This window comes from Flavihumibacter fluminis (genome assembly GCF_021491375.1).
GTDB lineage: Bacteria > Bacteroidota > Bacteroidia > Chitinophagales > Chitinophagaceae > Flavihumibacter > Flavihumibacter fluminis.
The window spans coordinates 266,242-290,725 of record NZ_JAKEVY010000004.1 but is presented as its reverse complement, the minus strand read 5'-3'; the positions used below and the strand labels follow the sequence as shown (position 1 = coordinate 290,725).

At 45.1% G+C, this 24,484-nt stretch carries 24 protein-coding genes; 18 read left to right on the top strand and 6 right to left on the bottom strand.

Annotated features, from left to right (window positions below; all coding sequences use genetic code 11):
• The first annotated feature begins 2 nt into the window (after window positions 1-2).
• The 10 genes from L0U88_RS16450 to L0U88_RS16405 all read left to right on the top strand — a co-directional run bounded on the left by L0U88_RS16450 (window position 3) and on the right by L0U88_RS16405 (window position 11,654).
• Window positions 3-641: a T9SS type A sorting domain-containing protein gene (locus L0U88_RS16450; protein WP_234867249.1), complete on the top strand. Its 639-nt coding sequence runs from the start codon at window positions 3-5 to the stop codon at window positions 639-641.
• Window positions 642-703: 62 nt separating this feature from the next.
• Complete coding sequence (locus L0U88_RS16445) at window positions 704-853, top strand: hypothetical protein (protein ID WP_234867247.1); 150 nt, start codon at window positions 704-706, stop codon at window positions 851-853.
• A gap of 101 nt (window positions 854-954) precedes the next feature.
• Window positions 955-3,204: a TonB-dependent receptor gene (locus L0U88_RS16440; RefSeq protein WP_234867245.1), complete on the top strand. Its 2,250-nt coding sequence runs from the start codon at window positions 955-957 to the stop codon at window positions 3,202-3,204.
• A 12-nt stretch (window positions 3,205-3,216) separates the two neighbouring features.
• Window positions 3,217-3,858, top strand: a complete 642-nt coding sequence (locus L0U88_RS16435) for a hypothetical protein (protein WP_234867243.1) — start codon at window positions 3,217-3,219, stop codon at window positions 3,856-3,858.
• Between the two features lies 1 nt (window position 3,859).
• On the top strand, window positions 3,860-4,474 hold the full coding sequence (locus tag L0U88_RS16430; protein ID WP_234867241.1) for a hypothetical protein: 615 nt from the start codon (window positions 3,860-3,862) through the stop codon (window positions 4,472-4,474).
• A gap of 21 nt (window positions 4,475-4,495) precedes the next feature.
• Window positions 4,496-4,786 carry a winged helix-turn-helix domain-containing protein gene (locus L0U88_RS16425; protein ID WP_234867239.1) on the top strand — a complete coding sequence of 97 codons (291 nt, stop codon included), beginning with the start codon at window positions 4,496-4,498 and terminating at the stop codon, window positions 4,784-4,786.
• Between the two features lie 70 nt (window positions 4,787-4,856).
• Entirely contained in the window at window positions 4,857-5,789 is a 933-nt protein-coding gene (locus L0U88_RS16420; protein WP_234867238.1) for an ABC transporter ATP-binding protein, read from the top strand.
• Entirely contained in the window at window positions 5,767-6,606 is an 840-nt protein-coding gene (locus L0U88_RS16415; RefSeq protein WP_234867236.1) for an ABC transporter permease, read from the top strand. Before L0U88_RS16420 ends, L0U88_RS16415 begins: the two co-directional genes overlap by 23 nt.
• Window position 6,607: 1 nt before the next feature.
• Complete coding sequence (locus L0U88_RS16410) at window positions 6,608-7,297, top strand: LolA family protein (RefSeq protein WP_234867234.1); 690 nt, start codon at window positions 6,608-6,610, stop codon at window positions 7,295-7,297.
• A gap of 91 nt (window positions 7,298-7,388) precedes the next feature.
• Entirely contained in the window at window positions 7,389-11,654 is a 4,266-nt protein-coding gene (locus L0U88_RS16405; RefSeq protein WP_234867232.1) for a DUF8696 domain-containing protein, read from the top strand.
• A gap of 7 nt (window positions 11,655-11,661) precedes the next feature.
• Here L0U88_RS16405 and pdxA read toward each other — a convergent pair whose 3' ends face one another.
• Entirely contained in the window at window positions 11,662-12,753 is a 1,092-nt protein-coding gene (pdxA, locus tag L0U88_RS16400) for a 4-hydroxythreonine-4-phosphate dehydrogenase PdxA (RefSeq protein WP_234867231.1), read from the bottom strand.
• Between the two features lie 78 nt (window positions 12,754-12,831).
• Between pdxA and rsmA the strand changes: the two genes are divergently transcribed.
• The 6 genes from rsmA to L0U88_RS16370 all read left to right on the top strand — a co-directional run bounded on the left by rsmA (window position 12,832) and on the right by L0U88_RS16370 (window position 18,745).
• Window positions 12,832-13,596, top strand: a complete 765-nt coding sequence (gene rsmA, locus L0U88_RS16395) for a 16S rRNA (adenine(1518)-N(6)/adenine(1519)-N(6))-dimethyltransferase RsmA (RefSeq protein ID WP_234867229.1) — start codon at window positions 12,832-12,834, stop codon at window positions 13,594-13,596.
• Window positions 13,589-14,512: an NAD(P)-dependent oxidoreductase gene (locus L0U88_RS16390; protein WP_234867227.1), complete on the top strand. Its 924-nt coding sequence runs from the start codon at window positions 13,589-13,591 to the stop codon at window positions 14,510-14,512. The genes rsmA and L0U88_RS16390 overlap by 8 nt, the downstream gene beginning before the upstream one ends.
• A gap of 98 nt (window positions 14,513-14,610) precedes the next feature.
• Entirely contained in the window at window positions 14,611-15,084 is a 474-nt protein-coding gene (gene greA / locus L0U88_RS16385; protein ID WP_234867225.1) for a transcription elongation factor GreA, read from the top strand.
• 91 nt (window positions 15,085-15,175) lie between these two features.
• A complete protein-coding gene (locus L0U88_RS16380; RefSeq protein ID WP_234867224.1) occupies window positions 15,176-17,554 on the top strand; it encodes an alpha-L-rhamnosidase in 2,379 nt (792 codons plus the stop codon).
• Between the two features lie 67 nt (window positions 17,555-17,621).
• Entirely contained in the window at window positions 17,622-18,329 is a 708-nt protein-coding gene (locus tag L0U88_RS16375) for a toxin-antitoxin system YwqK family antitoxin (RefSeq protein WP_234867222.1), read from the top strand.
• Window positions 18,326-18,745 carry an HIT family protein gene (locus L0U88_RS16370; protein WP_234867220.1) on the top strand — a complete coding sequence of 140 codons (420 nt, stop codon included), beginning with the start codon at window positions 18,326-18,328 and terminating at the stop codon, window positions 18,743-18,745. Before L0U88_RS16375 ends, L0U88_RS16370 begins: the two co-directional genes overlap by 4 nt.
• Here L0U88_RS16370 and ruvC read toward each other — a convergent pair.
• Window positions 18,729-19,298, bottom strand: a complete 570-nt coding sequence (ruvC, locus tag L0U88_RS16365; RefSeq protein ID WP_234867218.1) for a crossover junction endodeoxyribonuclease RuvC — start codon at window positions 19,296-19,298, stop codon at window positions 18,729-18,731. The two genes, L0U88_RS16370 and ruvC, sit on opposite strands and share 17 nt — an antisense overlap.
• A 22-nt stretch (window positions 19,299-19,320) precedes the next feature.
• Here ruvC and L0U88_RS16360 point away from each other — a divergent pair, with 22 nt between their 5' ends.
• Entirely contained in the window at window positions 19,321-20,337 is a 1,017-nt protein-coding gene (locus tag L0U88_RS16360; RefSeq protein ID WP_234867216.1) for a lysylphosphatidylglycerol synthase transmembrane domain-containing protein, read from the top strand.
• Between the two features lies 1 nt (window position 20,338).
• Window positions 20,339-21,133, top strand: a complete 795-nt coding sequence (locus L0U88_RS16355; RefSeq protein WP_234867214.1) for a DUF3108 domain-containing protein — start codon at window positions 20,339-20,341, stop codon at window positions 21,131-21,133.
• 24 nt (window positions 21,134-21,157) lie between these two features.
• On the opposite strand, the gene L0U88_RS16350 is transcribed toward L0U88_RS16355, so the two are convergent.
• The 4 genes from L0U88_RS16350 to L0U88_RS16335 are packed head-to-tail and all read right to left on the bottom strand — an operon-like array spanning window position 21,158 to window position 24,471.
• Window positions 21,158-22,021 carry an MBL fold metallo-hydrolase gene (locus L0U88_RS16350; protein ID WP_234867213.1) on the bottom strand — a complete coding sequence of 288 codons (864 nt, stop codon included), beginning with the start codon at window positions 22,019-22,021 and terminating at the stop codon, window positions 21,158-21,160.
• The gene (locus L0U88_RS16345; RefSeq protein ID WP_234867211.1) at window positions 22,002-23,342 is read right to left on the bottom strand and encodes an MFS transporter; all 1,341 of its coding nucleotides are present in this window, start codon (window positions 23,340-23,342) and stop codon (window positions 22,002-22,004) included. Before L0U88_RS16345 ends, L0U88_RS16350 begins: the two co-directional genes overlap by 20 nt.
• 27 nt (window positions 23,343-23,369) lie before the next feature.
• Entirely contained in the window at window positions 23,370-24,200 is an 831-nt protein-coding gene (locus tag L0U88_RS16340) for an undecaprenyl-diphosphate phosphatase (RefSeq protein ID WP_234867209.1), read from the bottom strand.
• Between the two features lie 10 nt (window positions 24,201-24,210).
• Complete coding sequence (locus L0U88_RS16335) at window positions 24,211-24,471, bottom strand: DUF3098 domain-containing protein (protein ID WP_234867208.1); 261 nt, start codon at window positions 24,469-24,471, stop codon at window positions 24,211-24,213.
• Window positions 24,472-24,484: the final 13 nt, after the last annotated feature.

Here is a 24,484-nt window from a genome sequence, read left to right as displayed (position 1 = left end):
AAATGAAAACGTCGTACCCCCTGAACAAACAGTTCATGCTGATAGGCATGCTGTTACTTAAAATGCTGGCAGTAAGCGCTGCTGATCGTATCGGACTGGAAAATTTTTCGGCCAAATGGGAGAAGAACCAGGTCGTTCTGAAATGGACTGCAGCAGTAGAACAAAACTTTAGTCATTTCGCAATTGAAAGAAGCGTAAATGGTGAGGAGTTTAAGGAAGTGGCACTCTATTTTACGGAAGGTGATCCCCGGTTAAAGTGCAGTTATGCCTATACCGACAAATTCCTTCCGAATAAAAATAAGTTTTTGTATTACAGGTTAAGGTTGATCAATAAAGATGGAACCATCCAATATTCTTCTCCGCAACAGGTAAGCCTGGAAGCAGCTGAAACCATGCGCCTGCGTCTTTATCCCAATCCGGTACAACGTACTGTGGTCGCTGCAATTCCGCAGCAATGGAACCAACAGGAAGTCTTACTGGAATTGTATAACGGAAATGGACAGTTGCTGAAAACCAGGATTGAGAAAAGAGCTTCCGTAACACTGAGTATGGATCTTGATGATCTGGCGCCCGGTTGGTATATTCTAAAAGCCCGGACCGCTGCTGAGTCGATACATGCCCGGCTGGTGAAGATTAAGTGAGATGTGAGAAGTGAGACGTCAAACGTGAGAAATAAATTGTAGGAACCACTAAACCGAACCGTATGGACCTGAACCGAACCTCAAAAAACGGTTCTGTGCCGGAAGAATACCGCCTGCCTTCTTCCCCACAGACTGTTGTAAATAAATGGATCACCATTGGAGTATTGGCTGTGATTTGGCTTAGCCTGGTTATCAGTCTGCTCCAGAAATAAGAGCGTATAGTTTTAAAGGGTACGATCAACAAGGCCTGGCTAGTCTTAGTCGGGCCTCTATTTTTTTTGTTTGGTTTATATTGTAAACTAGTTTACATTTGATGAAAATTAGCGCATTGAACCACCTTATCCTGCTTCTTCTGCTTTTAATCAGCCAGCTGGCTGCCCTGGGACAAACAACCGTCAGGGGAAGACTACTCACGCCAAAAGGCAAACCGGTACCGGGCGCCAGTTTGGCAATAAAAGATAGTTACGATGGAACTACCACTGATTCCACCGGCCGGTTTCAGTTTGAAACCACAGAAAAGGGAAGACAACTGCTCCAGGTTACGGCTATCGGGTATAAACCGGTTGAAGAATGGCTGGAACTGAATGGAACCCCTGTTGAACTTAAATTAACCATAAAAGAAGCCATAGATGAGTTAAAAGCAGTTGTGGTTACTGCAGGAAGCTTTGAAGCCAGTGATACGAAACGAACTACGGTATTAAGTTCAATTGATGTGGTTACTACTGCCAGTGCTAACGCAGACGTAACAGCTGCTCTTCGCACCCTGCCTGGTACGCAACAGATAGGAGAGCGGGAAGGCCTGTTTGTTCGGGGTGGCAGTGGTGAGGAAGCTAGGGTTTTTATTGATGGCACACTGGTCAATAATTTCTTTTATTCGGCGCTGCCGGACCTGGCAACCAGGGGCCGTTTTTCTCCCTTTCTGTTTAAGGGAACGGTGTTTAGTTCAGGAGGATATTCCGCTTTATACGGTCAGGCGCTTTCAGGTGCACTGATCCTTGAAACCATCGACCTGCCTGATCAGAGTTCAGCTTCCTTAGGTATATCATCCGTTGGTTTAAGCGGAGGCTATCAACACCTTAATAAAAAGAAAACAGCCAGCTGGGGTGCGAATTACGGCTACACCAATCTTTATCCATATTTCCAATTGGTAAAACAACGGCCTGATTACTTTAGAATCCCGGCATTTCATGCAGGGGATGCCAATTTCAGGATCAAAACTTCCAAAACCGGCATGCTGAAATTTTATAGCACTATACAGGCCAATCAGTTGGGTATCCGAACACCCGATATTGACTCCGGCAGTCTTAAAAATTCATTCGGACTAACCAATTATAACATTTACACGAACCTTGCCTGGAAGGAACGGTTAGGAAAAAAATGGAAATTATTTCTTGGTACTTCCTATAGTTTAAACCAGGATGATATCGAAAATCGGTTACAGGACCAGGACAATAAAGACCAGTTAATCCGAGAGCAGCCTTATGTTTCCAAGTCTTTTGATGTGGATGCACGTGGCAGCCTTTTGCAGGTTAAAACAGTATTTGATCGACGCCTTGGTTCAGGTTTATCGGTACTTCGCTTTGGCGGGGAGTGGCTCTATTTTAAAGACGATGTGAAATTCAGGGATACCATCGCCCGTAACAACCTGCAAGAAGACCAGTTCAAAGCTGGTTTTGCTGAAGTGGATGTGTACATTACCAATAACCTGGCCGCTAAGCTGGGTACCCGGGTGGAGCATTCTTCCCTGCTGGGTCGCGCTAATATGGTACCCCGACTTTCCATGGCTTACAAACTGGGAGAAAAAGGACAGGCTTCTCTTGCCTATGGCATTTTTTATCAAAAACCGGAACGCAATCAGCTATTGCTGAACCCGGATCTTCGTTTCACCAAAGCGGCTCATTATATCGCGAATTACCAGGTGATCAACAGTTCCTATACATTCCGCGCCGAAGTGTTTTATAAGAAATACGAGGATCTTGTTAAAACTTTCCCGTCCACGAATAATAGCGGTAAAGGATATGCGAAGGGAATTGAATTCTTCTGGCGTGATAAAAAAACGATTGAAGGAGTAGATTATTGGGTGTCTTATTCTTACCTGGATACCAAACGGGATTACCTGAATTTCCCTGGAAGTCTGCAGCCTAATTTTGCTGCTAATCATACCGCCTCACTGGTCGTAAAGAAATTCATCACCAAGTGGAAGACCCAGTTCAATGCGTCCTATTCTTTTGCAACGGGAAGACCTTACTACAATATCCGTTTTGACCAGGGTGCTAATAAATTCATAGTTGCTGATCAGGGTAAAACGATTCCCTTTAATAACCTGAGCCTGAGTGTAAATTATCTGCCGGCAATTGGAAGATCCGGTGCAAATTCCTTTACCGTTTGGGTGTTATCGGTGAACAACGTCCTTAACCAAAACCAGATTTTCAATTATAACTATTCCTACGATGGTTTAACCAGAAGACCGATTCGTCCGGCTGCCAACCAGTTCTTTTTCATTGGCTGCTTTATCAGTTTTGGTGTAGATCGTTCGCAGGATGTGATCAATAGTAATCTTTAAATATCAACTGTTATGAAACAAACAGCTTTTTTATTGCTTTTCATGCTGGGTTCTTTTTCTCTGTTTGCGCAATCTGAGAAATACCAGAAAACCATGCAACAGCGCATTGCTGAAATAGAAACCGCAGTTCAAAATGGAAACATGCCTGCACTTGCCAATACTTTTGAACGTATTGCGGAGGCTGAAAAAAACCAGTGGCTTCCGTATTACTATGCGGCCTATTGCCAGGTTATGACTGCCTTACTGGAGCAGGATAAATCAAAAGTGGATCCTATCGCTGATAAGGCAGAAGTTCTCCTCAAGAAGGCAGAAGAATTGGCCGGTGGAGCCAATAGTGAAATAAATGTCATCTATAGTATGATTGCAACGGCTCATCTGACCGTGGATCCTGCAGCCCGTTGGATGCAATATGGACAAAGTTCATCCGCTTTTCTGGAGAAGGCCAAAGCCCAGGACCCCACCAATCCGCGTCCGCTATACCTGGAAGGGCAATCCAAATTTTATACACCTGAACAATTCGGGGGTGGTAAAGCTGCTGCAGCACAGGTACTGGAAAAAGCGATCGCTATGTTTGATCAGTTCAAACCTGCTTCCGAGCTCCATCCAACCTGGGGGAAAGCAGCTGCGCAATATTTCTTAGCTCAATGCAAATAAAATGGAAAGAAGAGTACAACCTGAAATGCCAATGAGCAGTGCTGAAAGCCTGATGCTGATCGAATCCATGATTAATAAGGCAAAAAATCAATTCAGTGAAGACGGACATCTCTATTTGCTATGGGGATGGGTGGTCTTTATTTGCAGCCTGGGTCAGTACATCGGTATGCGGTTTTTGAATATTCAGTCCAGCGCTTATATATGGTTGCTTACCATTCTAGCAGTCATATATATGGTGTTTTACCTGGTCCGGAATAAAAAACAGCGCAGGGTCGTTACCTATACCGATGAGGTAATAGGGGCGACCTGGATTGCGTTCAGTATAGGGCTGTTTTTGACTGGCTTTATCCTTGGTCAGGTATTAGGTGCTAAATTTTATACGGTGCTCAACCCGATTTATCTTACTATCTATGGTATTCCAACCTTTGTTTCTGGAGTGGTGTTGAAATTCAGACCACTGCAAACAGGGGCTGCAGTATGTTGGGGACTGGCGGTTTTATCTACATTTATACCGGTTACCGAACATTTGCTCTTAATTGCCGTTGCGATGCTGGTTGCCTGGATCCTACCGGGATACCTGTTAAAACGGCGCTATAAAAATCAATCTGTGAATTAAAGAGGAAGGAGATGCGTTTTCATGTTTAAAGAACTGGATCCCATATTGCATACCCCCCTGAGGCTGGCCATTGTTTCTTTACTGATTAGCGTAAAGGAAGCAGAATTCACCTTTATTAAAGAGAAAACCAATGCAACCGCCGGTAACCTGAGCGTGCAGATCAGTAAACTAAAAGAGGCAGGCTATATTGATGTGGTAAAACAATTCAGGGACAATTATCCGCAGACTATCTGTAAGATAACTCCTGAGGGGGTCCGTGCTTTCGAAACTTATGTCAAAAACCTGCAATCTTACCTGAATGCCGGAAATTAACGGTATTTAAGGCATCGCTGCTCAACAATGGAATTCATCCGCTGTTATAGTTAGCAACTAATTGGGCAGGATGCAACCTTTGATTGAAGTCAACAAACTGGTTAAAAAATTTGATACCCTGGTAGCAGTGGAAAATCTTTCTTTTTCCGTTTATCAGGGAGATGTGTATGGTTTCCTTGGGCAGAATGGAGCAGGAAAATCAACAACCCTGCGGATGCTGCTTTCCCTGATACTGCCCAGTTCTGGCAGTATTCGCTTATTCGGAGAGGAGCTCACGCCTAATCACAAATCTATTCTAAACCGGGTTGGTGCCGTTATTGAGCGGCCTGATCTGTACAAATATCTAACCGCAATAGAGAACCTGCGCATATTTGCAAGGATGAGCGGGGTTAGGCCCAGTCATCGCCTGTTAATGGATCAGCTTGAAATGGTGGGACTTGCAGAAAGAGCCAATAGTAAAGTTGCAACTTATAGCCAGGGTATGAAACAGCGATTAGGCATTGCCGTTGCATTGGTACATAATCCTGACCTGGTGATTCTGGATGAACCCACGAACGGACTGGATCCCCAGGGAATTGCAGATATGCGAAACCTGATCCTTCGATTGAGCCGTGAGTTCCAGAAAACGGTAGTGGTTTCATCGCATTTACTTACTGAAATTGAACAGATCGCTACGCGAATGATCATTCTCGACAAGGGGAAAAAAATGATGGAGGGATCTGTGGCGGATTATTTTCAGCCAGCCAGTAATAAAGTTCACCTGGGTGTGACCAATCCTGAAAAAGCCATTGAATTATTAAAAAAGGAGCCCTGGGGTTTACAGGTGGAACTGTCCAGGGAAGAATTGATCGTTTCCCTTGCTTCCCACCAGGTACCTGCTTTGAACCGTTACCTTGTTGAGCAGGGAGTGGAAATTCAATCCATTCGCTCCGTGAATTCGCTCGAAGCCTATTTTTTATCCTTAACCTCCGGAAATCAGCATGTGGCAGCTTTTACGAATTGAATTGTTTAAGATTTTCAAACGACCCCGTACGTATATCAGCTTTGCTGCCATTGGCGCTATTGTGGCGCTTATTCTGCTGGCTTTTTATGCAGATGGCACCAATTATATGGCATTTGGTATGCAAAGCCTGACCCAGAGTTTTGACATTCAGGGCAAAGTACTCAATGGTTACCTGATTTGCTTTATCATTTTGCAGACCCTCCTGATTCACGTACCACTGCTGATTGCGCTGGTTGCGGGAGATCAGATTGCAGGTGAAGCCAATATGGGAACGCTTCGATTGTTGATTACGAAACCGGTAAGCCGAACAAAACTATTGCTGGCGAAATTTTTTTCCTCCACCATTTATACCATTCTCCTGCTTTGCTGGATGGCTTTGTTGTCGTTAGTCGTTTCTATTTTAATCTTCGGTACCGGCGACCTTATGATCCTGAAAAGCGAGGAGGTAGTGATACTTGAAAAAGCAGATGTGCTATGGCGCTATTTTGCAGCTTTTGGTTTTGCAGCCATCGCAATGACCACCGTTGCAGCGCTCTCATTTTTACTTTCGGTTTTTGCTGAAAATTCTATTGGTCCGATTGTTACCACAATGAGTATCATTATTGTTTTTACTATCCTGACCACTATGGATATCCCCATTTTTAATGCGATCAAACCGTTTCTGTTTACCACGCACATGATTGGGTGGAAGGGCTTTTTTGATGCTCCGGTACAATGGGAACCCGTTTTACAATCCGCAGGTATTTTATTGTTCCATATCATTGCCTTCCTGGTTGCCACAATTCTGATATTCCGTAAAAAAGATATTCTGTCCTGATATGAAAAAATACTTGTTTATATCCTGTTTCCTACTGCTTTTCTCAAGCCTTCAGGCCCAGGATGCAGATAAATTGCTGGCAGCAATTAAGGCCAAACTCGAATCTGTAAAGGATTATACAGGGGAAGCTATACTTTCAGTAAATGTTTCATTTATGAATGTGCCGGATTCCAGGGTAAAAGTTTACTTCCTTCAACCCGATCAATTTAAAATTTTAAAACCAGATGGAATATCAATTCTGCCGAAGGGGGGTATGAGTATCAGCCTGAACTCCCTTATTTCAGGGAAGGAGTTTACTGCAGTACCAGCAGGGTATACTTCGATGAATGGACGTAAACTGGCGACGATCAAACTTTTGCCGGTAAACGATAACAGTGATATCGTATTAAGCACCTTGCTGGTAGATGAAACTACCGCACTGGTATGGAAAACTACTACTACAACGCGCGAAAACGGCACGTATGAATCCATCCTGGAATATGGTCGTTTTGCGCGTTGGGGATTGCCTGACAAAATTCTTTTTGTGTTCAATACCAATACGTTCAAGCTACCAAAAGGGGTAACGATGGAATACGAAGGGAGCAAAAAAGCCGCCACATCCAAAAAAGAGGGAGATGGAAAAGGCAGGGTTACGCTGGTTTATTCCAATTACACCATCAATACCGGTTTAAAGCCTGCCTTATTTAAGTAGTTCTCCGTGTTTTAAGGGTTTTCCATTATTTTTTGTGTAAGAAAAAATATTAATCTCAGTCGGTCGTTTTATAGGAGTCCAACCCTAGATTATGACCACCCGAATCCGTAAAATAGGTTATTTGTTACTGGCAAGTTTACTTGCCTTTCTTGACATTCAGTCGCAGAATCCTGCCACCCGCTCAATAGTTGTGGGTATTGGCAGAACCTCCTGTAACTCAGGAAACAATCGCCTGACTCATTTTGAGTTTAATGAACCTTTGAACAGGTTGAATAAGTTTCCATCTGACTGTAACCCCTCCCTTGGCGGACCAGGTTTTTCCATTTATGGTTCATTGGTTGATTATAACCCCAAAGACAATATGTTGTATTATTTCCGCTGGGTTGGAAATGATACTTATGTGTGGAGATGGACACCAGGTACCTGTCCGACCGGTAGCCTGGCACCGCTGCGAGTGTTTACCAACGCCAACCTCACAGCATCCTTTGATTCAGATGGTTATGCCTGGATGGTGAACATGATAGCAACAGGAAATCCAGTTCGTCATAACCTGACTTTACAGCGCATTGATTTTACTACAGGAGTTGTAGGGGCAGCAGTGCCAGTGACGCTTCCCAGTGGTGTGAATATTTATGAGAAAAGCGGCGACTTCACCATTACCCCTGGTGGTCAGTTTTATTTTGCTTTTGACAATAAGTTGATGACCATGAACTACACTGATTATGGTTCATTGCCCATTAATGCAACTTATATTGATACCATTCGGCTTCCAGCACCTAACCAGGATTTGATTGGTCTGGCATATGCAGGCGGTCAGTTTATTTCATCATTTGTACGTTTTTCTCCCAATACCTGTATTCATAGCCGGATTAATATGTTAACCGGCGACCGTTTCAATGTTACTCCCAATTCTACATTTAGCTCCTATGACAATACCAGTATTACTTCTGGTATTGGTTCCGCCAAGCGACTGGTTTCCTTAACGCCTACCGGAACTGCCGGAGAATATGATGTAGTGTATGATTTGCATGTCAAAAACTATGGGAACTATCCCATTTCCAACCTGCAGGTATTTGATACGCTGTCAAATATCAATTTTGCAGCGAATGTTGTCAGCTCTTCAGCAAGCCTGATCTCCAATCCGGCTGGTGTGGCTTTGAATCCTTCCTATAATGGTATCACAAATACACAATTGTTGGCAGCAGGCCAAACGCTCAAAAATTTTCCGGTTAATGAAAACAACTTTACAATTCGTTTGAATGTTCGCATAAGAAATATTCAGCGGGGTAGAATATATTACAATTCTGCTACTGTAACCGGAACTGGATTTGGGAGCACGGCAACAGGGTTTGGTGTAAATTTAAGAGATGTTTCAACCGATGGCTCGAACCCTGATTTAAACCTCAATGGAAAACCGGATGATGCAGGGGAGTCGGTGCCTACACCATTTGTTGTAACTGTAGCCGGTGAAGCGCCTCCATGTCCGGCTATCAATCGTGTCCTTTATTCGGATGATTTTGGTGCCGGCAACACCAATACAACCCTCAGAACTGGTGTTTCTACGGAATATACCGGATCTACAGTATTCCCTTTAGCTGAGGACAGATATATTGTTACCGGTAACCCTGCAACAGGCAATTCAACATACTGGAATTCTATGCCAGATCATTCAGGTAACCTGAACGGCAGAATGATGGTAGTTAATGCAGACGTTCAGCATAATGTTATATATAGCACAACCATTGATAACCTTTGCTCCAATCTTAAATATTCACTCAATGTTTGGGTTGCCAATATCAGCAACGCCAATCAACGAACATTCTGTTCGGCCGTTGGCGGATTTAAATCTCCTCGCCTAATGTTCCGGGCCCGTGATGCAGTTACCGGGCTTGTGCTTACTGACCTTACTAGTCCTGAAATAACTAGTTCCTCCTGGGAAAGACATGGGATTCGATTTGTATTACCTAATGGATATAGTTCCATAATACTCGAAATTATTAATCAGGGTGAAGGTGGTTGTGGTAATGATCTTGCATTAGATGATATCGAGTTTGGCCTTTGTGATGCAGAACCGGTAATTAATACAACAGCGGTAAGTGCAGGTTGTATTGGGGGACCAGCAACCTTTTCTGCAACACTAAGTGATCCAACTATCATTGATGGCACCATTCAGTACCAATGGCAAACCAGTACCGATAGTATTAGCTGGACAAATATTTCCGGTGCCACCAATTCAACATATTCCATTTCTGCTGTTGATGCTTCACACCAGCGCTTTTACAGGGTTTTAGTTGCATCTGGCGGTAATATAAATAATGCACAATGCCGATATACTTCTCCCGGGTTTTATCTGGCACTTAAAAATCCAAGTACAGCACCACCTTTTGCAATTCGAATTAATCGGACACAAGTTTGCCCTGGTAGCCCTACCCAACTGACTGCGCTTGGAGGCACGTTTGGAACAAATGCAAGATATGTTTGGTACGCAGGTGGGTGTGGTTCAGGGACGCCAATTGGTACAGGTCCAACTATTACAGTTGCACCTACCGCCACTACTACTTACTTTGTACGGATTGAAGGTGATTGTAATAACACTGTCTGTGTAAGCAGAACAGTAACCGTTGCTTGTGACATCGATGATGACGATGACGGTATTCCTGATATTGTTGAAAACAATGGTCTGGATCCGGATCTGGATGCAGATATGGATGGTGTTCAAAACTACCGAGATGCTGATACCCCTGGATTTGTAGATGTTAATAATGATAACATTGATGATAGATTCGACTTCGATCTGGACGGAACAATCAACTCACTTGACCTTGACAGTGATAACGATGGCATTCCTGACGTTGTAGAAGCCGGTGGGGTTGATGCAAACGGAGACGGTCGTATTGATAACTTCACTGACCCCGACGGTGACGGTTTATCGCAAAATGTGGATGCTTCCAACAGTGGTGCTGTAGGTTCCGGAGTTGGGCTTGGACTTCCTGATACCGACGGCGATGGTATCCCCAATATGTTTGATCTGGATAGCGACAATGACGGCATCTATGATGTAATAGAAGCAGGCGGCCCGGATGCTAACAACGATGGTCGTATTGATAACGGAGCACGTATTCTGCGTACCGGTGCGGATACCAATAATGACGGTCGTGCAGACAGCTATCCGTTTTTTAATATGGATCGTGACATGCGCCCGAATCCCTATGACCTCGACAGCGATGGAGATGGCATAACGGATCTTCGGGAAGCCGGTTATCCGGATACAGATTTTAATGGAATGCTGGATGCAGGTACACCCCGTCATTTTGTATATCCCAATTCAGATGGCAGAGGTCCGTTTGATTACCTGGACATAGATTCAGACGATGATGGTGTGCCAGATAATATTGAAGGATTGGCAACAATCAGCTATCAGATGCCAACCGGACTTGATTCAGACAATGATGGTATCGATAATGCCTATGATGGAATGACTGGTTTCGGAGGAGTTGGTATCGTGCCTAACGATGAAGACGCAGATGGTATCCCAGATTACCTTGATGAGGATACAGATGGAGATGGTGATCCGGATATTATAGAAGCAAACGATTTTAACATGAACAATCGGCCAGATGATACTATTACCTTAACCGGAAATGATACTGATGGTGATGGTTTGGATAACCGCTTCGATCGGGATAACTCATCCGCAAAAGGGACCTCAGCCTATATGGGCAATGGGGGCTCACTAACCGGTGATCCGAATCCGGGCTCCAATACCATGGTGCAGAGACATTCAACTGCATCTACCGAACGCGACTGGAGAGTATACCTGTATATCCTTTCTACCCGATTTATTCAGGTAAGTGCCTTCCAGCAAAACAATGGTATTCAACTGAACTGGGAAATCAGTACCACTGAACCGGTTGATTATTTTGAAATTTTGCGCAAGGATGTAAATGGTGCCTATGTTGTGGTTGGTACCGTCCAGAATAGTACCGGTTTCTTTGATACCAAACCTGGTACCGGTTCGGGTGTGCAATACCGTATCAAAGCAGTTAACCGCTCAGGTAAATTTGTGCTGAGTGATGTAGTTCTCGTTAAACTTTCTGTGGTGGAACAGGTATCCGTTATGCCTAACCCGGCACAATCTTACCTGCAGGTGATCATCAGCGCGAAGGAAAAACAATGGCTGGATTGCCAGCTGATGGACGACCGTGGCCGACTGGTTTACCAGCAATCACAACAACTTCAGAAAGGAAACAATACCATTCAGATTACCGGTTTAGGAAAGTTTGCACGCGGTATGTACCTGCTGCGACTGGTGTCTAACAATCAGGAAGTAATTACCCATAAGATAATTCTCAGATAACGATTGCTTACTCTTCAATTTTCTCATCAACCGCATTCGCAAGAAGGCGGTTGGTGAGTTTTTTCATGGGGTTCGCCCTGTTTTCACGATATGCTGTACGCTGACGTATGATGTCAATACAGGTGAAAATAGCACTGATGAAAGAACTCTCATCGCCTTTATTCTTACCTGCAATATCAAAGGCTGTTCCATGATCAGGCGAAGTGCGTATAGCAGATAAGCCCGCAGTGAAATTCACCCCTTCTCCATGAGAGAGTGATTTGAAAGGGATCAGTCCCTGATCGTGATACATGGCCAGTACAGCATCAAATCGCTCATGATAACCTCTGGCGAAAAAGGCATCTGCTGAAAATGGCCCCTGCACTATCGCATTGTTTTGCTGCTTGTATTCCTTGATGGCCGGTTTGATGATATTTTCTTCTTCTGCGCCAATCAATCCTTCATCACCTGCATGCGGATTCAATCCCAGTACCGCAATTTTTGGACGATCAATACCAAAATCCTGTTTCAGGCTGGCTTCTATCAGTTTCAGTTTGGATACAATAGCTGCTTTTGTTATATGAGGACCTATCTCCTGAACCGGCACATGCTCCGTTAGCAGGGCTACCCGCATATTACTGGCCACCATCATCATCACCACTTCTTTTGCGGCAAATGCTTCTTTGAGATAAGGTGTATGGCCAGTGAATGGAAAACTATCTCCCTGTGTATTTTTCTTGTGTATTGGTGCAGTTACCAGGCCCTGAATTTGTCCTGCTTTCAACGCTTCTACGGCCGCAGTCAGAGAAAGAATCGCATATTTGCCTCCTTCCGGTGTCAACTGCCCAGGCGTAATAGCTACTTCTTCTTCCCAGCAATTGAATACATTTACCTGCTTGGGATTGATGCGGGTGAAATCCTTGATCTGCTGAAAATTAAAATTGCTGTCAGGTATGGATTTCCGGTAAAAATTGATCGCCTTGTTGGATGCAAAGATGATGGGCGTGCAAAGTTCCAGCAGTTTGTTATTGGATACTGTTTTGATGATCAGTTCGAGTCCGATTCCATTCAGATCGCCGCAACTAATCCCAATCAGTGGACGTATAGATTCTGTTGACATATGTTCTATCTCGTTGAATAAGCAGTAAAAATACAGTATTCAGCGGCCGCGCCCAATACTGTATTTTTGCTCTATTCTATGTACACGCTTAAAAAATCACTGGGCCAGCACTTTCTTCGTGATGAAAACATCTGTCGTAAAATCGTCGATGCCCTGCAGGAACAGCCTTTTAACCGCCTGCTGGAAGTAGGTCCGGGTGGGGGAGCACTCACCAAATACCTGCTGGAACTGCCCGGGATTGATTTCCGCGCTGTTGAGCTGGATGCCGAAAAAGTGCAATTCCTGGAAGCCACCTATCCGGCTTTAAAAGGCAAGCTAATCCACCGGAGTTTCCTGGATATCGATTGCCCCTTTGAACAACCGTTTACTCTGGTTGGAAATTTTCCCTATAACATTTCCACTCAAATCCTGTTTAAAGTATTGGAGTGGGAGAATCAGGTAGAACGGGTGATCGGGATGTTCCAGAAAGAAGTAGCCCAGCGGGTTGCAGCACCTCCAGGTTCAAAAGTGTATGGCGTGATAAGTGTACTGGTGCAGGCCTGGTATGAGGTGCAGTACTTGTTTGATGTTCCTCCAGGCTGTTTCAAGCCCCCTCCTAAAGTGATGAGTGGCGTAATTGCGCTGGTGCCACGAAATGAGGTGCCGGATATGCGCAGCCGGAGAGATTTTTTCCTGCTGGTGAAAACTGCGTTTAATCAACGCCGTAAGACCCTGCGTAATGCTGTTAAATCCCTGTTTCCTCCTGAAGTATTGACGGACGCGATCTTTCAGCAACGGGCAGAACAGTTGTCTGTAGCTGATTTCGCAGCGCTGACTTTTAAAATGAATGGTAAAAATGGATAAGGTATTAATCACGGCGGGGGTTCATCCCTGGTTGCCGGAAAAGTTGAAATCGCTCGGATTTGAAGTTGATTATCAGCCGGCTATTACCTACGATCAGGTAGTTGCGGGCATTGCTGATTATATCGGTATGATTGTGACCACCCGAATTAAAGTGGATCGCAACCTGCTCCAAAAAGCGGATCGTTTAAAATGGATCGGCCGCCTTGGAAGCGGGCTGGAACTGATTGATCTGGTCTATGCCAGGGAAAAAGGAATCCGCTGCGAAAGCAGTCCGGAAGGCAACCGAAATGCTGTTGCCGAACACGAACTGGGCATGCTCTTATCTCTTCTGAACAAACTGCATTCCAGCGCTGAAGAAGTTCGCCAGGGAAAATGGTTAAGGGATGCCAACAGGGGAACCGAGTTGAGTGGCAAAACTGTTGGGATTATCGGATTCGGTCACACCGGTGGTGCTTTTTCCCGGTTGCTGCAGCCTTTCGGGGTAACTGTCCTGGCTTATGATAAATACAGGTTCGGATTTGCCAAAGACTATATCAAGGAAGCCAGCCTGGAACAGATCGTCCGATATGCACAGGTGATCAGTTTACATGTGCCCCTTACTGAAGAAACCCGGCACCTGGCCAACGATTCGTTTTTTAACAAGCTGGAAAACCAGCCTGTTTTCCTGAATACCAGCCGTGGAAAAGTGCATGATACTGGCGCCGTTATCAGGGCCCTGGAAACCGGGAAAATTGCTGCCGCCGGACTCGATGTGCTTGAAAATGAACAGCTCAGCACGTATACGGAAGAGGAGAAGGCGCGCCTTTCCTGGCTCTGCTCTCAACCCAATGTGCTGGTTACTCCGCATATTGCAGGATATAGTCATGAAGCCTATCTGAAGATGGCTGAGGTGATCGTACAAAAGCTGTTTGGTTAATTAAATTCCCTATATTTGCTACATCTGAGTGCAACGCTTTCGCTATTCGCTGAAGGCGTTGTTCTTTTTTTTTACTTTTTAACCAAAGGAGGTTAATTATGGCAGATGTAATTTATGTGTCAAAAGAGACCCTTGAACAAATGAAGGAAGAGCTCCACCATATGAAAGCGGTGGAACGTCCTGCTGCCTCCAGAGCGATTGCCGAGGCGCGGGAAAAAGGAGATTTGCGTGAGAATGCTGAATACGATGCAGCCAAAGAGGCGCAGGGAATCCTGGAAGCCAAGATCAAAAAACTAGAAAGCGATCTGGCTGTTGCCAGGATTCTGGAAGCAGATTCCATTGATACCAGTAAAGTATCCATCTTAACAAAAGTGACCGTTTCAAACCTGAATACGAAGAAAACCATGACCTACCAGATTGTTTCTGAAAAAGAAGCAGATCTGAAAGCAGGAAAGATTTCCGTAACCTCTCCAATCGGACAGGGATTGCTTGGCAAAACAGTAGGTGAGGTTGCCGAGGTGAAAGCTCCGGCAGGCATTCTGAAATTCAAAGTAGAGCAGATATCGCTTTAAAAAAAGGTTGACAGCAAATTTTAAAAACGGTCATCTTTCAGGTGACCGTTTTTTTTGCCCGGATCTTGTTAATTTCAGACAAACTGCGGGTATGCGATTGATTCTTGTCTGTTTGTTTCATCTTTTTGTTATCGGAGCTGGCACAGCCCAGTCATCTTCAACCATTAATTGGAAGGGGAAATGGATACGTGATCCCAGAACCCATTTTTTTGCTGATGAGAAAGCCTACCAGGAAAATCCGGCGCCGGTTTTTAAAAAGGAATTCCGGCTGCGTAAGCGATTGCGTTCTGCTATGCTGCATATCAGCGCACTTGGCTATTATGAAGCTAGCCTGAATGGAAAAAAAATCGGTAACCGCGTACTGGAGCCTTCTCAAACTGATTATGCGCACCGGATATTTTACAGCAGTTATGATCTAACGTCAGAGCTTAACCGACAAAGCAACTCATTGGAGGTTGTGGTTGGTAATGGCTGGTACAATCCAATGCCGCTTCGCCTGTTCGGTCGCTTTAATTTGCAGGAAACGCTTCCTGTTGGGGAACCTGCGCTGCTTGCGCAGCTGGAACTAATTTATAAAGATGGCAGCAGGCAGTTTATCACTACAGATGAATCCTGGCAGGTGGCCGAGAGTTCCATCCGGAGAAATAGTATTTACCTGGGAGAATGGATTGATCTGCGTGTGAACAACAACGTTAGTGAATGGCGAAAGGCTATCAAAGCTGATCCGACAGCAGGCAAACTGGAGGCGCATCGTAGTCCATCTGTTGTTATTGGCGATACATTGGCTCCTGTTGCCATACACTCAACTAAAACCGGATGGCTGCTGGATTTTGGCACCAATCAAACCGGTGTATTGCAACTTAAAACCCGCCTCCCGGCTGGAACGAAACTGAAGGTCCAATATGGTGAACTCCTGTACCCGGATGGAAGTCTGAATAAAATGACCAGTGTAACCGGTCAGATAAAAGCTGCCGGTATTGGTGGCCCGGGCGCTCCTGACACTGCTTACCAGGAAGATATTTTTATTTGTTCAGGCGGAGAAGATCTGTTTCGGCCGAAGTTTACTTATCATGGTTTCCGATATGCAGAAATCCAGGGCTATCCGGGCAGGCCGGATACTTCAGCTATTCGCGCGCTGGTGTTGCATGCGGATGTGAAAGAAACCGGCAGCTTCTCCTGCTCTAATCCCCGTATCAATGAATTGATGGCGATTTGCAAGCGAACTTTTTTGAGTAATCTGATTGGTGTTCAGTCTGATTGTCCGCATAGAGAAAAACTGGGATATGGAGGTGATATTGTAGCAACGGCAGAGTCTTTCATTCACCTGTTTGATATGTCAGCTTTCTATGCTAAAACAGTTAACGATTTTGCAGATGCCGCCCGGCCCAATGGAGCGTTTACCGAAACAGCCCCCTTTGTTGGTATTGCAGATGAAGGATATGGCGAAGGATCCGGACCTATTGAATGGGGTACTGCGCATCCTGAATTGTTGTGGCAGTTGTACCGGTATTATGGAAATAAAAAACTGCTGCAGGATCAGTATCCGAACGCCAAAAAATGGGTGCAGTTCCTGCGCAGTAAAGCAGTCGATCACCAGTTTCATACTACGATTGGAGACCATGAATCCGTTGCACCCAAAGATATTTCAGTAAGCGCGACTTCCTTTTATTATTACAATGTGAGCCTGTTAGCGCGACTGGCATTTATTCTGGGAAAAGAGGAGGAAGCGATGAACTATGTTGGATTGGCGGAACAGATCAAACAACGGTTTGTGGAAACCTATATTAGTAAGGATTCCGGTAAGGTCGGGATTGGAACCCAATCTACTCAGGCGCATGCATTGTATTTCGGACTGGTGCCTTCTCAATTGAAAACAGCGGCTTTCGATTACCTGGTCAAGGATATTACGTCAAGGCAATCCGGTCATCTCAGTACCGGAATTTTTGGTACGAAATACCTGCTGGAAGTGTTAGGGGAAAATGGCAGAGCTGATCTCGCTTATGATATCATCACAAAAGAAGGTTTTCCCGGCTGGATGCACATGATGGATAATGGCGCTACCAGTTTGTGGGAACATTGGGCTTACAGTGATAATACTTTTTCGCATAATCACCCGATGTTTGGGACGGTAACGGAGTTCTTTTTTAAATGGATAGCAGGGATAAGGAGGATGGAGAAGGGGGGAATGGAAGATGGAGGAAAGGAGGAGGGAGGAAAGGAAGAAAGGTTTGTTGTTCAACCGGATACCAGGAGGCTGGAATGGGCAAAAGCTGCCGTGGGCGCCAAAAATGGGCAGCTTAGTGTAGCATGGAAAAAGACAGGAAATCAGCTGGAGCTGGTGTTGGAGGTGCCTGCTAACACTATAGTACAGTTGCAATTACCTACAACTGAAACCTCGCGAAACCTGAAAACAACTATCCTGAAACAGGGCAAACATACCATCCTGCATACCCTCCTGCATGGCTGGTAACAATTCGGTAACCTTGCGGTAACATTGGGGATACATTCTGGTAACACTGGCCTGATAGTTTTGCGCCATGATTTGGCGACTCCTTTTCATGCTGTTATTTTTCCCCTTGGCCATTCAGGCACAGAAGACCATTAAATGGAATGGCTTGCAGCTGAATGCCATTGATAAAAAAGGTCGCAAGCAGGGCGACTGGCTTTTCTTTGACAAAAAAGGCAATGCGCTGATGCAGTGCCAGTTTCAGAATGATAAAGTGGTAGGCCCCCGGGTATTCTTTAATGAAGGGGATACTGTACTGGTTCGCTTAACCCCCACCGATAGCCTTGAGCATTTTATCTTTTATCACAAGGGTGAAAAAATTAGCGGTGCTTTTGTGCAAAATGAAGATCGCTTCCGGATCGAACTGGATCACATTCCCGCAGGTTTTGGCTCAGCAGAACTGGCCGAACTTAAGCGCTGGTATGCTGTGAAGATCGAGCCGGTGTACATGTTCGCTACTCAAAACCTGATCGATTATTTCAGTGCTGCCTATTATAAAGCGAATGCCATTCCCAACTGGAATCATACCTTTGTGGTCACCATCAATGCATCTGGCAAAGTGACCCATGTGGAATGTCCGTCAAGAGATGAACTCTGGACCGAGAACCTTGAGAATGAAGTTTTTGGCATGTTCTACAACATGGGACGCTGGCAGCCATTTTTTGATACCTGGGAAACCCGGGATATAAAAATTACGATGTCATTGGGGGCAGATTTGCAAACAATCACCTCAAGATGACCATATTCACCAAGTTGATCAACGGCGAAATTCCCTCTTATAAGATCGCTGAGAATGACAAATTCTACGCCTTTCTGGATGTATTCCCCATGACACACGGCCATGTGCTGGTCGTGCCAAAAATGGAAGTAGATAAATTCTATGATGTGCCGGATGCCTACCTGGCGGAAATCCTGGTTTTTGCAAAACCCATCGCGCGCGCTATTGAACAGGCATTTCCCTGTCAGCGGGTAGGTTCTGCTGTAATCGGACTGGAAGTACCACATGCACACCTGCATTTGGTACCGTTGCAATCTGCAGACGACCTGAATTTCACCAGGCCAAAACTGAAAGTGAGTCCGGAGGAATTAAAAACCGCACAGGAAAAAATCCTGGCATATTTGGAAAATCCTGAAGTATTCAGACCGGTTTCCTGATCCGGTGCTCGTTTTTCTTAAGGAAATCTTCCCAGCCTTTTAATTTGGAACCTGCTCCGGGAATGGGAGAAGATGTCTGGTAGTGATGACAGATCGCTACTGCCAATGCATCCGAGGCATCCAGGAATTCGGGTTTCTCTTCTATCGTGAGTATGCGCTGTAACATCGACCAAACCTGGTGTTTATCGGCATTGCCATTCCCGGTGATGGACTGTTTCACTTTTTTGGGAGAATACTCACATACTTCGAGTCCGGCTTGAATGGCGGCAGCAATTGCCACACCCTGTGCTCTTCCCAGCTTGAGCATACTTTGTACGTTTTTTCCAAAGAAGGGTGCTTCGATTGCAAAACTGGTCGGCTGGTATTCCTGAATTAATTCGGCCACCCGGCGATGAATCAGCTCCAGGCGGATATGCTGGTCTTTTTTAGCGTTCAATTTTAGCACATTCATGTGCAATAGTTGGAGCTTTTGACCGTTCACTGCTATCAATCCATAGCCCATAATAATGGTGCCTGGATCAATACCCAGAATTATTTGTGAGGTTTTTTTCAACGAGCGCTTATTTTTAACCCGGATGGTATCCAGCAAAAATATCAAAATCTTTCTCAACTACTGGTTGGGACCCCTGATATTCATTTGGTTGAGCTGGTCGATCTATCGGCAACTGAGTAGCCAGCCCGATTTGACAACCACCTGGCAACAAATGCAGGAGACCCTGAGAACCGAACATGCCTGGAAACTGATTGCTGTGGTTGTGCTGATGTTGGCTAACTGGGGACTGGAAGCATTGAAATGGAGAGAACTCTTATTGCCCCTGCATCGTATATCCATGGTAAAGGCGTTTAAGGCAACACTAGCCGGACTCGCATTTGCAGTGAATACACCCAACCGGATTGGTGAATATGGTGGGCGGGTGCTATATCTGCCGGAGGGTAAAAGAATGGCATCGGTATCACTGACCCTGATCGGAAGTTTCAGCCAGGTATTGGTAACATTGGTAGTTGGTACCATCTCACTCTGGATTTGGTATGCCAATTATCAATCTGTGGACCTGCCTTCGCATTGGAACCTACAGGAAATTTGGGTACCGGCACTGGGTTGGTTGCTGAGTTTTATCAGTGGTGCGGCTATCCTGCTGTATTTTCGCATCAGCTGGGTGGTAAGAGCTGCAGAAAAAATTCCGGGAGCGGGTAAAATCCTTCCGGTTTTGCAGGTGGTGGATCATTTACCGGTTACAATTTTGTTAAGAGTGCTTGGGTGGTCAGTGTTGCGGTACGCGGTATTTGTTATTCAATATATCTTACTACTGCAAAGTTTTAACGTGACGGATGCAATTGGAGTAGCTGCCTGGCTGATCAGCCTCCAGTTTCTGATCATGGCGATTATTCCTACTATTGCACTGGCAGATATTGGGATTCGCGGAAAGCTGGCACTGGAGTTGTTCGGAATGATCAGCACCAACCAGTTGGGTATCATTGCAGCAGCGCTGGGAATCTGGCTGATCAACCTTATTGGCCCGGCTATTGTTGGTAGTTTACTGATCATCCGGATTAAACTCGTAGGTTCCGGTCCGGTCAAAGAAAAGAAGTAGGATGAAAAGAATTTTAGTGTTCATATTCGTAAGCCTGGTGTTTTCCAAAAGACTGGATGCATACAATGAGTTTTGTGGCGTTCGTAATATCGCATTTAAGGATGGAGAATCTACCACCTACAAGGTTTATTATACACTCGCCGGCATGTATATCGGAGCAGGTGAAGCTAATTTCTCTGTCCGTTTAACCAACCTGAATGGAAACCCGGTGTATCATGTAATAGGAGATGGAAAAACCTATAGCTTCTATGACAACTTTTTTAAGGTGCGGGATAAATACGAGTCCTATATCGATACCTTTTCTTTACAGCCGCACAAGTTTATCCGGAATGTGTACGAGGGTGGGTATACGAAATTTCAAACAGTGAATTTTGATCACAAAGCCAATAAGGCGATCGCCAACTATGGCACGTTTGATGTTCCAAACTGCGTGCAGGATGTAGTGAGTTCCATCTACTATGCGCGTAATATCGATTTCGGCAAATACAAACCTGGAGATAAAATTCCTTTTTCCATGTTCCTGGATGATGAAACCTATAATCTCTACATCCGTTACCTGGGTAAGGAAACGATTAAAACCAAGTACGGAAAGTTCCGCGCCATCAAATTCAAGCCGCTGCTGGTGAAAGGAACCATTTTTGAAGGGGGCGAAAAGATGACTGTTTGGGTAAGCGACGATGGCAACAAAATCCCCCTGCGCGTGGAGAGCCCGATCAGCGTAGGAAGTGTAAAAGTTGACATGATGTCTTACCGCAACCTGCGTTATCCCCTCAGTAGTTTGGTAGGAGTGCGGTAGTCTTTCTTTACCCGGCCGGTGAGGTTACAACTCAGTTAATTTCAGCGTTTCCCCTGCCCGCACACCTTTTTCCGTCTGCACCAGTTCTGCCAGTTCAATTTGAGGATCGTGTTCGAAATAGAGCAGGTAGTTGTTTTCGACAGCCTCTGCAAGGAAGGATTTTTTCTCCTGCAGGGTGGTAAGCGGAAACATATCATAGGCCATCACATAAGGTATGGGCAGATGAGCAGCTGAAGGCAGGAGGTCTGCCATATACACAATCGTTCTGCCTTTGTACTTTATCTGAGGCAGCATCATGGAATTGGTATGGCCATTGACCAGCCTTACGGAGAAGTTATCAGTAAACTTCAGCTCTCCCAAACGGCCATCTATAGGCGCAGTTTCCCCTTCAATAAATTTCAATTGTCCCGACTCCTGGATGGGCAAAATATTATCCTTAAGAAAAGATGCTTTCTCCCGGTCATTGGGATGCACGGCCCAGTTCCAGTGGTCTGCGTGACTCCAGTAAGTTGCGTTTTTAAAAGCAGGCAGCAGTTGATCTCCCTGGCGGATAATCGCACCTCCGCAATGATCGAAATGCAGATGGGTGAGAAACACGTCTGTAATATCATCGCGATGAAAACCATGCTGGGAAAGCGAACGATCGAGACTGCTATCACCATGCAAATGATAATGCGAAAAGAATTTGGCATCCTGTTTATCACCAATGCCGGTATCAATCAGTATTAACCGGTTCCCATCCTGTACCAGCAGGCAGCGCATGGCCCAGGTGCAGAGATTGTTTTCGTCTGCCGGATTCAATTTGTTCCACATGGTTTTGGGAACCACACCAAACATGGCACCACCGTCCAGTTTGAAATAACCCGTATCAATTGTGTATAGTTGCATGTGCTTTATCGTAGGCTTTTTTGGTATAGAATAAGGCGATCAATCCCAGTACAAAGAAGATGCCTAATGCTATGATTGAATTGCGCATACTCCCGGTTAGTTCTTCGAGGTAACCAAATGTAAAGATGCCGATCACAATAGCGATCTTTTCTGTTACATCATAGAAGCTGAAAAAGGAAGTCGTGTCCTGGGTAGGAGGCAATAGTTTGGAATAGGTGCTACGGCTCATACTCTGGATACCACCCATTACCAATCCCACGCAGGCAGCGAGAATATAAAACTGCGTTTGTGTCTGTACGTAATAGCCAGCGATACACACCAGGATCCAGATGCTTACAGCTATAATCAGCACCCACATATTCCCGATTTTTTTTGACAACCGGCTCAAACCAATAGCGCCAATAATAGCTACCAGCTGTATCAGGATGATGGTGACCAGCAATTTGGGTTCATCCTCCGGGTTAGGGAAGATCTCTTTTTTTCCGAAACCTGCTGCTACCAGCATCACGGTTTGCACTCCCATGTTGTAAAGGAAAAAGGAAAGCAGGAATCGCTTTAAAACAGCCATCTGTTTGAGCTGTTTCCAAACCAGTTGCAATTCATGGAATCCATTTACGAGTACATGTTTTTTGGATTTGCGCTCCGCCTTGCTGCTGAGGGGCAATACGCGCAGCGTGAATTGAGCAAACCCGAACCACCAGATGCCTACTAGTAAAAAGGAAAATCGGGGACCAAGGGTTTTATCTTTTGGATCAAATCCAAACAAAGTTTCGAGAATTCCCGGATAGAGAATAAGAATGAAACAAATAATTTGTAATAATACTGATCCCACATACCCCAGTGCAAAACCTTTCGCACTGATGCGGTCCTGGTCCTCCGGTGCAGCAATATCAGGCAGATAGGAATTATAAAATACCAGGCTCGCCCAATACCCTAAAGCCGCAATGGAAAAGAAGATGATGCCTAACTCAATGCGTTCGGGGGTGAAAAAGAATAATCCCAAACAGGAGGCGGAGCCCATAAAACTGAACCAGCGCAGGTATACTTTTTTATTGCGCCTGTAATCCGCAATGGAGGAGAGGATCGGGCTGCTGAAGGCCACCAGCAGGAAGACCACACTGAGGGCATAATCCATCAGGGCCGTGTTCACAAACTCTCTTCCGAAAAAAGAAACTTTATGCTGGCCATTGCCATTTCCTGAAGAGGTTATTGCTACAAAATAGGCCGGAAAAATCGTGCTGGTGATGACCAGGTTATACGCACTGTTGGCCCAATCGTACATGGCCCAACCATTGATGACTTTTTTTGGTGCCGTCTGCATGCAGTTGCTTGGTTTTGGAACAGGAGGTTATCCATTATGGATGACACCTGTCCACAGCAATATAAGAAGAATTACCCCAGCCACAATCCGGTAATAACCGAACCAGCGGAAGCCGTGTTTCTGTAGAAAACCAATGAAGAATTTGATGGCCAGCAGCGCAACAACAAAGGCCACAATATTCCCTACAATAAATGCTATCAGATTGTCCTGGGAACTGAGCAGCATTTCATATCCTTTCTGTTCTACGCCATTTGCCCCGGGCCAGTCTTTTAATACCAGGGAATAGCCGGTTGCTGCTGCCATTGTTGGTACCGCCAGGAAAAAGGAAAATTCAGCTGCCACCTTACGTGATAAACTTTGCTGCATACCACCAATAATAGAAGCAGCACTTCTGCTTACACCGGGTATCATCGCCAGGCACTGCCAGATACCTATGATGATGGCTTTACCATAACTGATTTCAGCTTCCTCGTGTATGCTTGGATGTTGAAAACTGCGATCAATGAATATCAGTACAAAACCTCCCAATAACAGGGTGATGGCCACTGTAAGCGGACTCTCCAGCAGGGCATCAATCTGATCCGAAAACAGGAAACCCAGCAAAAGTGCCGGAACCACCGCCAGCGCCAGTTTGATGTAAAAACTGAAACTTTTAAAGTCCACAAATTTCTTCCAGTAAAGCACCACCACAGCCAGGATCGCTCCCAACTGGATGGCTACTTCAAATAATTTGGTGAAGGATTCGGTATGGATACCCAGCAGGGAGCTGGCAATGATCATATGGCCCGTAGAAGAGACAGGTAAAAACTCGGTCAGGCCCTCTACGATGGCTATGATAATGGCTTCAAGAATACTCATGGAAAAAAGATCAGGAGTTGGGCTTTTTGAAGATGGCCACTACTTCCAGCGCCAATCCGGCAATAATCAGAATCGGGGCAATGGTAATCCGCGTAGTGCTGTACACCTCTTTCTGCTCAAATACAGTTGGATCAGCACTTCTGCCACCCGCCATCAGTAATAATCCTAATGCAATCACGGCAATACCTGCCAGCATCCAGATATAGTTGGTCTTTCCGAATAAGCTTTCGGATGTATGAGAGGTAGGAGTTGTAGTTACTTTCTTAGACATGGTTGCAAAATAA

Excerpts from the sequence above, each read along its gene's own strand:
- L0U88_RS16450 (WP_234867249.1), top strand. The coding sequence starts at position 3 with ATGAAAACGTCGTACCCCCTGAACAAACAGTTCATGCTGATAGGCATG.
- L0U88_RS16445 (WP_234867247.1), top strand. The coding sequence starts at position 704 with ATGGACCTGAACCGAACCTCAAAAAACGGTTCTGTGCCGGAAGAATAC.
- L0U88_RS16440 (WP_234867245.1), top strand. The coding sequence starts at position 955 with ATGAAAATTAGCGCATTGAACCACCTTATCCTGCTTCTTCTGCTTTTA.
- L0U88_RS16435 (WP_234867243.1), top strand. The coding sequence starts at position 3,217 with ATGAAACAAACAGCTTTTTTATTGCTTTTCATGCTGGGTTCTTTTTCT.
- L0U88_RS16430 (WP_234867241.1), top strand. The coding sequence starts at position 3,860 with ATGGAAAGAAGAGTACAACCTGAAATGCCAATGAGCAGTGCTGAAAGC.
- L0U88_RS16425 (WP_234867239.1), top strand. The coding sequence starts at position 4,496 with ATGTTTAAAGAACTGGATCCCATATTGCATACCCCCCTGAGGCTGGCC.
- L0U88_RS16420 (WP_234867238.1), top strand. The coding sequence starts at position 4,857 with ATGCAACCTTTGATTGAAGTCAACAAACTGGTTAAAAAATTTGATACC.
- L0U88_RS16415 (WP_234867236.1), top strand. The coding sequence starts at position 5,767 with ATGTGGCAGCTTTTACGAATTGAATTGTTTAAGATTTTCAAACGACCC.
- L0U88_RS16410 (WP_234867234.1), top strand. The coding sequence starts at position 6,608 with ATGAAAAAATACTTGTTTATATCCTGTTTCCTACTGCTTTTCTCAAGC.
- L0U88_RS16405 (WP_234867232.1), top strand. The coding sequence starts at position 7,389 with ATGACCACCCGAATCCGTAAAATAGGTTATTTGTTACTGGCAAGTTTA.
- pdxA (WP_234867231.1), bottom strand. The coding sequence starts at position 12,753 with ATGTCAACAGAATCTATACGTCCACTGATTGGGATTAGTTGCGGCGAT.
- rsmA (WP_234867229.1), top strand. The coding sequence starts at position 12,832 with ATGTACACGCTTAAAAAATCACTGGGCCAGCACTTTCTTCGTGATGAA.
- L0U88_RS16390 (WP_234867227.1), top strand. The coding sequence starts at position 13,589 with ATGGATAAGGTATTAATCACGGCGGGGGTTCATCCCTGGTTGCCGGAA.
- greA (WP_234867225.1), top strand. The coding sequence starts at position 14,611 with ATGGCAGATGTAATTTATGTGTCAAAAGAGACCCTTGAACAAATGAAG.
- L0U88_RS16380 (WP_234867224.1), top strand. The coding sequence starts at position 15,176 with ATGCGATTGATTCTTGTCTGTTTGTTTCATCTTTTTGTTATCGGAGCT.
- L0U88_RS16375 (WP_234867222.1), top strand. The coding sequence starts at position 17,622 with ATGATTTGGCGACTCCTTTTCATGCTGTTATTTTTCCCCTTGGCCATT.
- L0U88_RS16370 (WP_234867220.1), top strand. The coding sequence starts at position 18,326 with ATGACCATATTCACCAAGTTGATCAACGGCGAAATTCCCTCTTATAAG.
- L0U88_RS16360 (WP_234867216.1), top strand. The coding sequence starts at position 19,321 with ATGGTATCCAGCAAAAATATCAAAATCTTTCTCAACTACTGGTTGGGA.
- L0U88_RS16355 (WP_234867214.1), top strand. The coding sequence starts at position 20,339 with ATGAAAAGAATTTTAGTGTTCATATTCGTAAGCCTGGTGTTTTCCAAA.
- L0U88_RS16350 (WP_234867213.1), bottom strand. The coding sequence starts at position 22,021 with ATGCAACTATACACAATTGATACGGGTTATTTCAAACTGGACGGTGGT.
- L0U88_RS16345 (WP_234867211.1), bottom strand. The coding sequence starts at position 23,342 with ATGCAGACGGCACCAAAAAAAGTCATCAATGGTTGGGCCATGTACGAT.
- L0U88_RS16340 (WP_234867209.1), bottom strand. The coding sequence starts at position 24,200 with ATGAGTATTCTTGAAGCCATTATCATAGCCATCGTAGAGGGCCTGACC.
- L0U88_RS16335 (WP_234867208.1), bottom strand. The coding sequence starts at position 24,471 with ATGTCTAAGAAAGTAACTACAACTCCTACCTCTCATACATCCGAAAGC.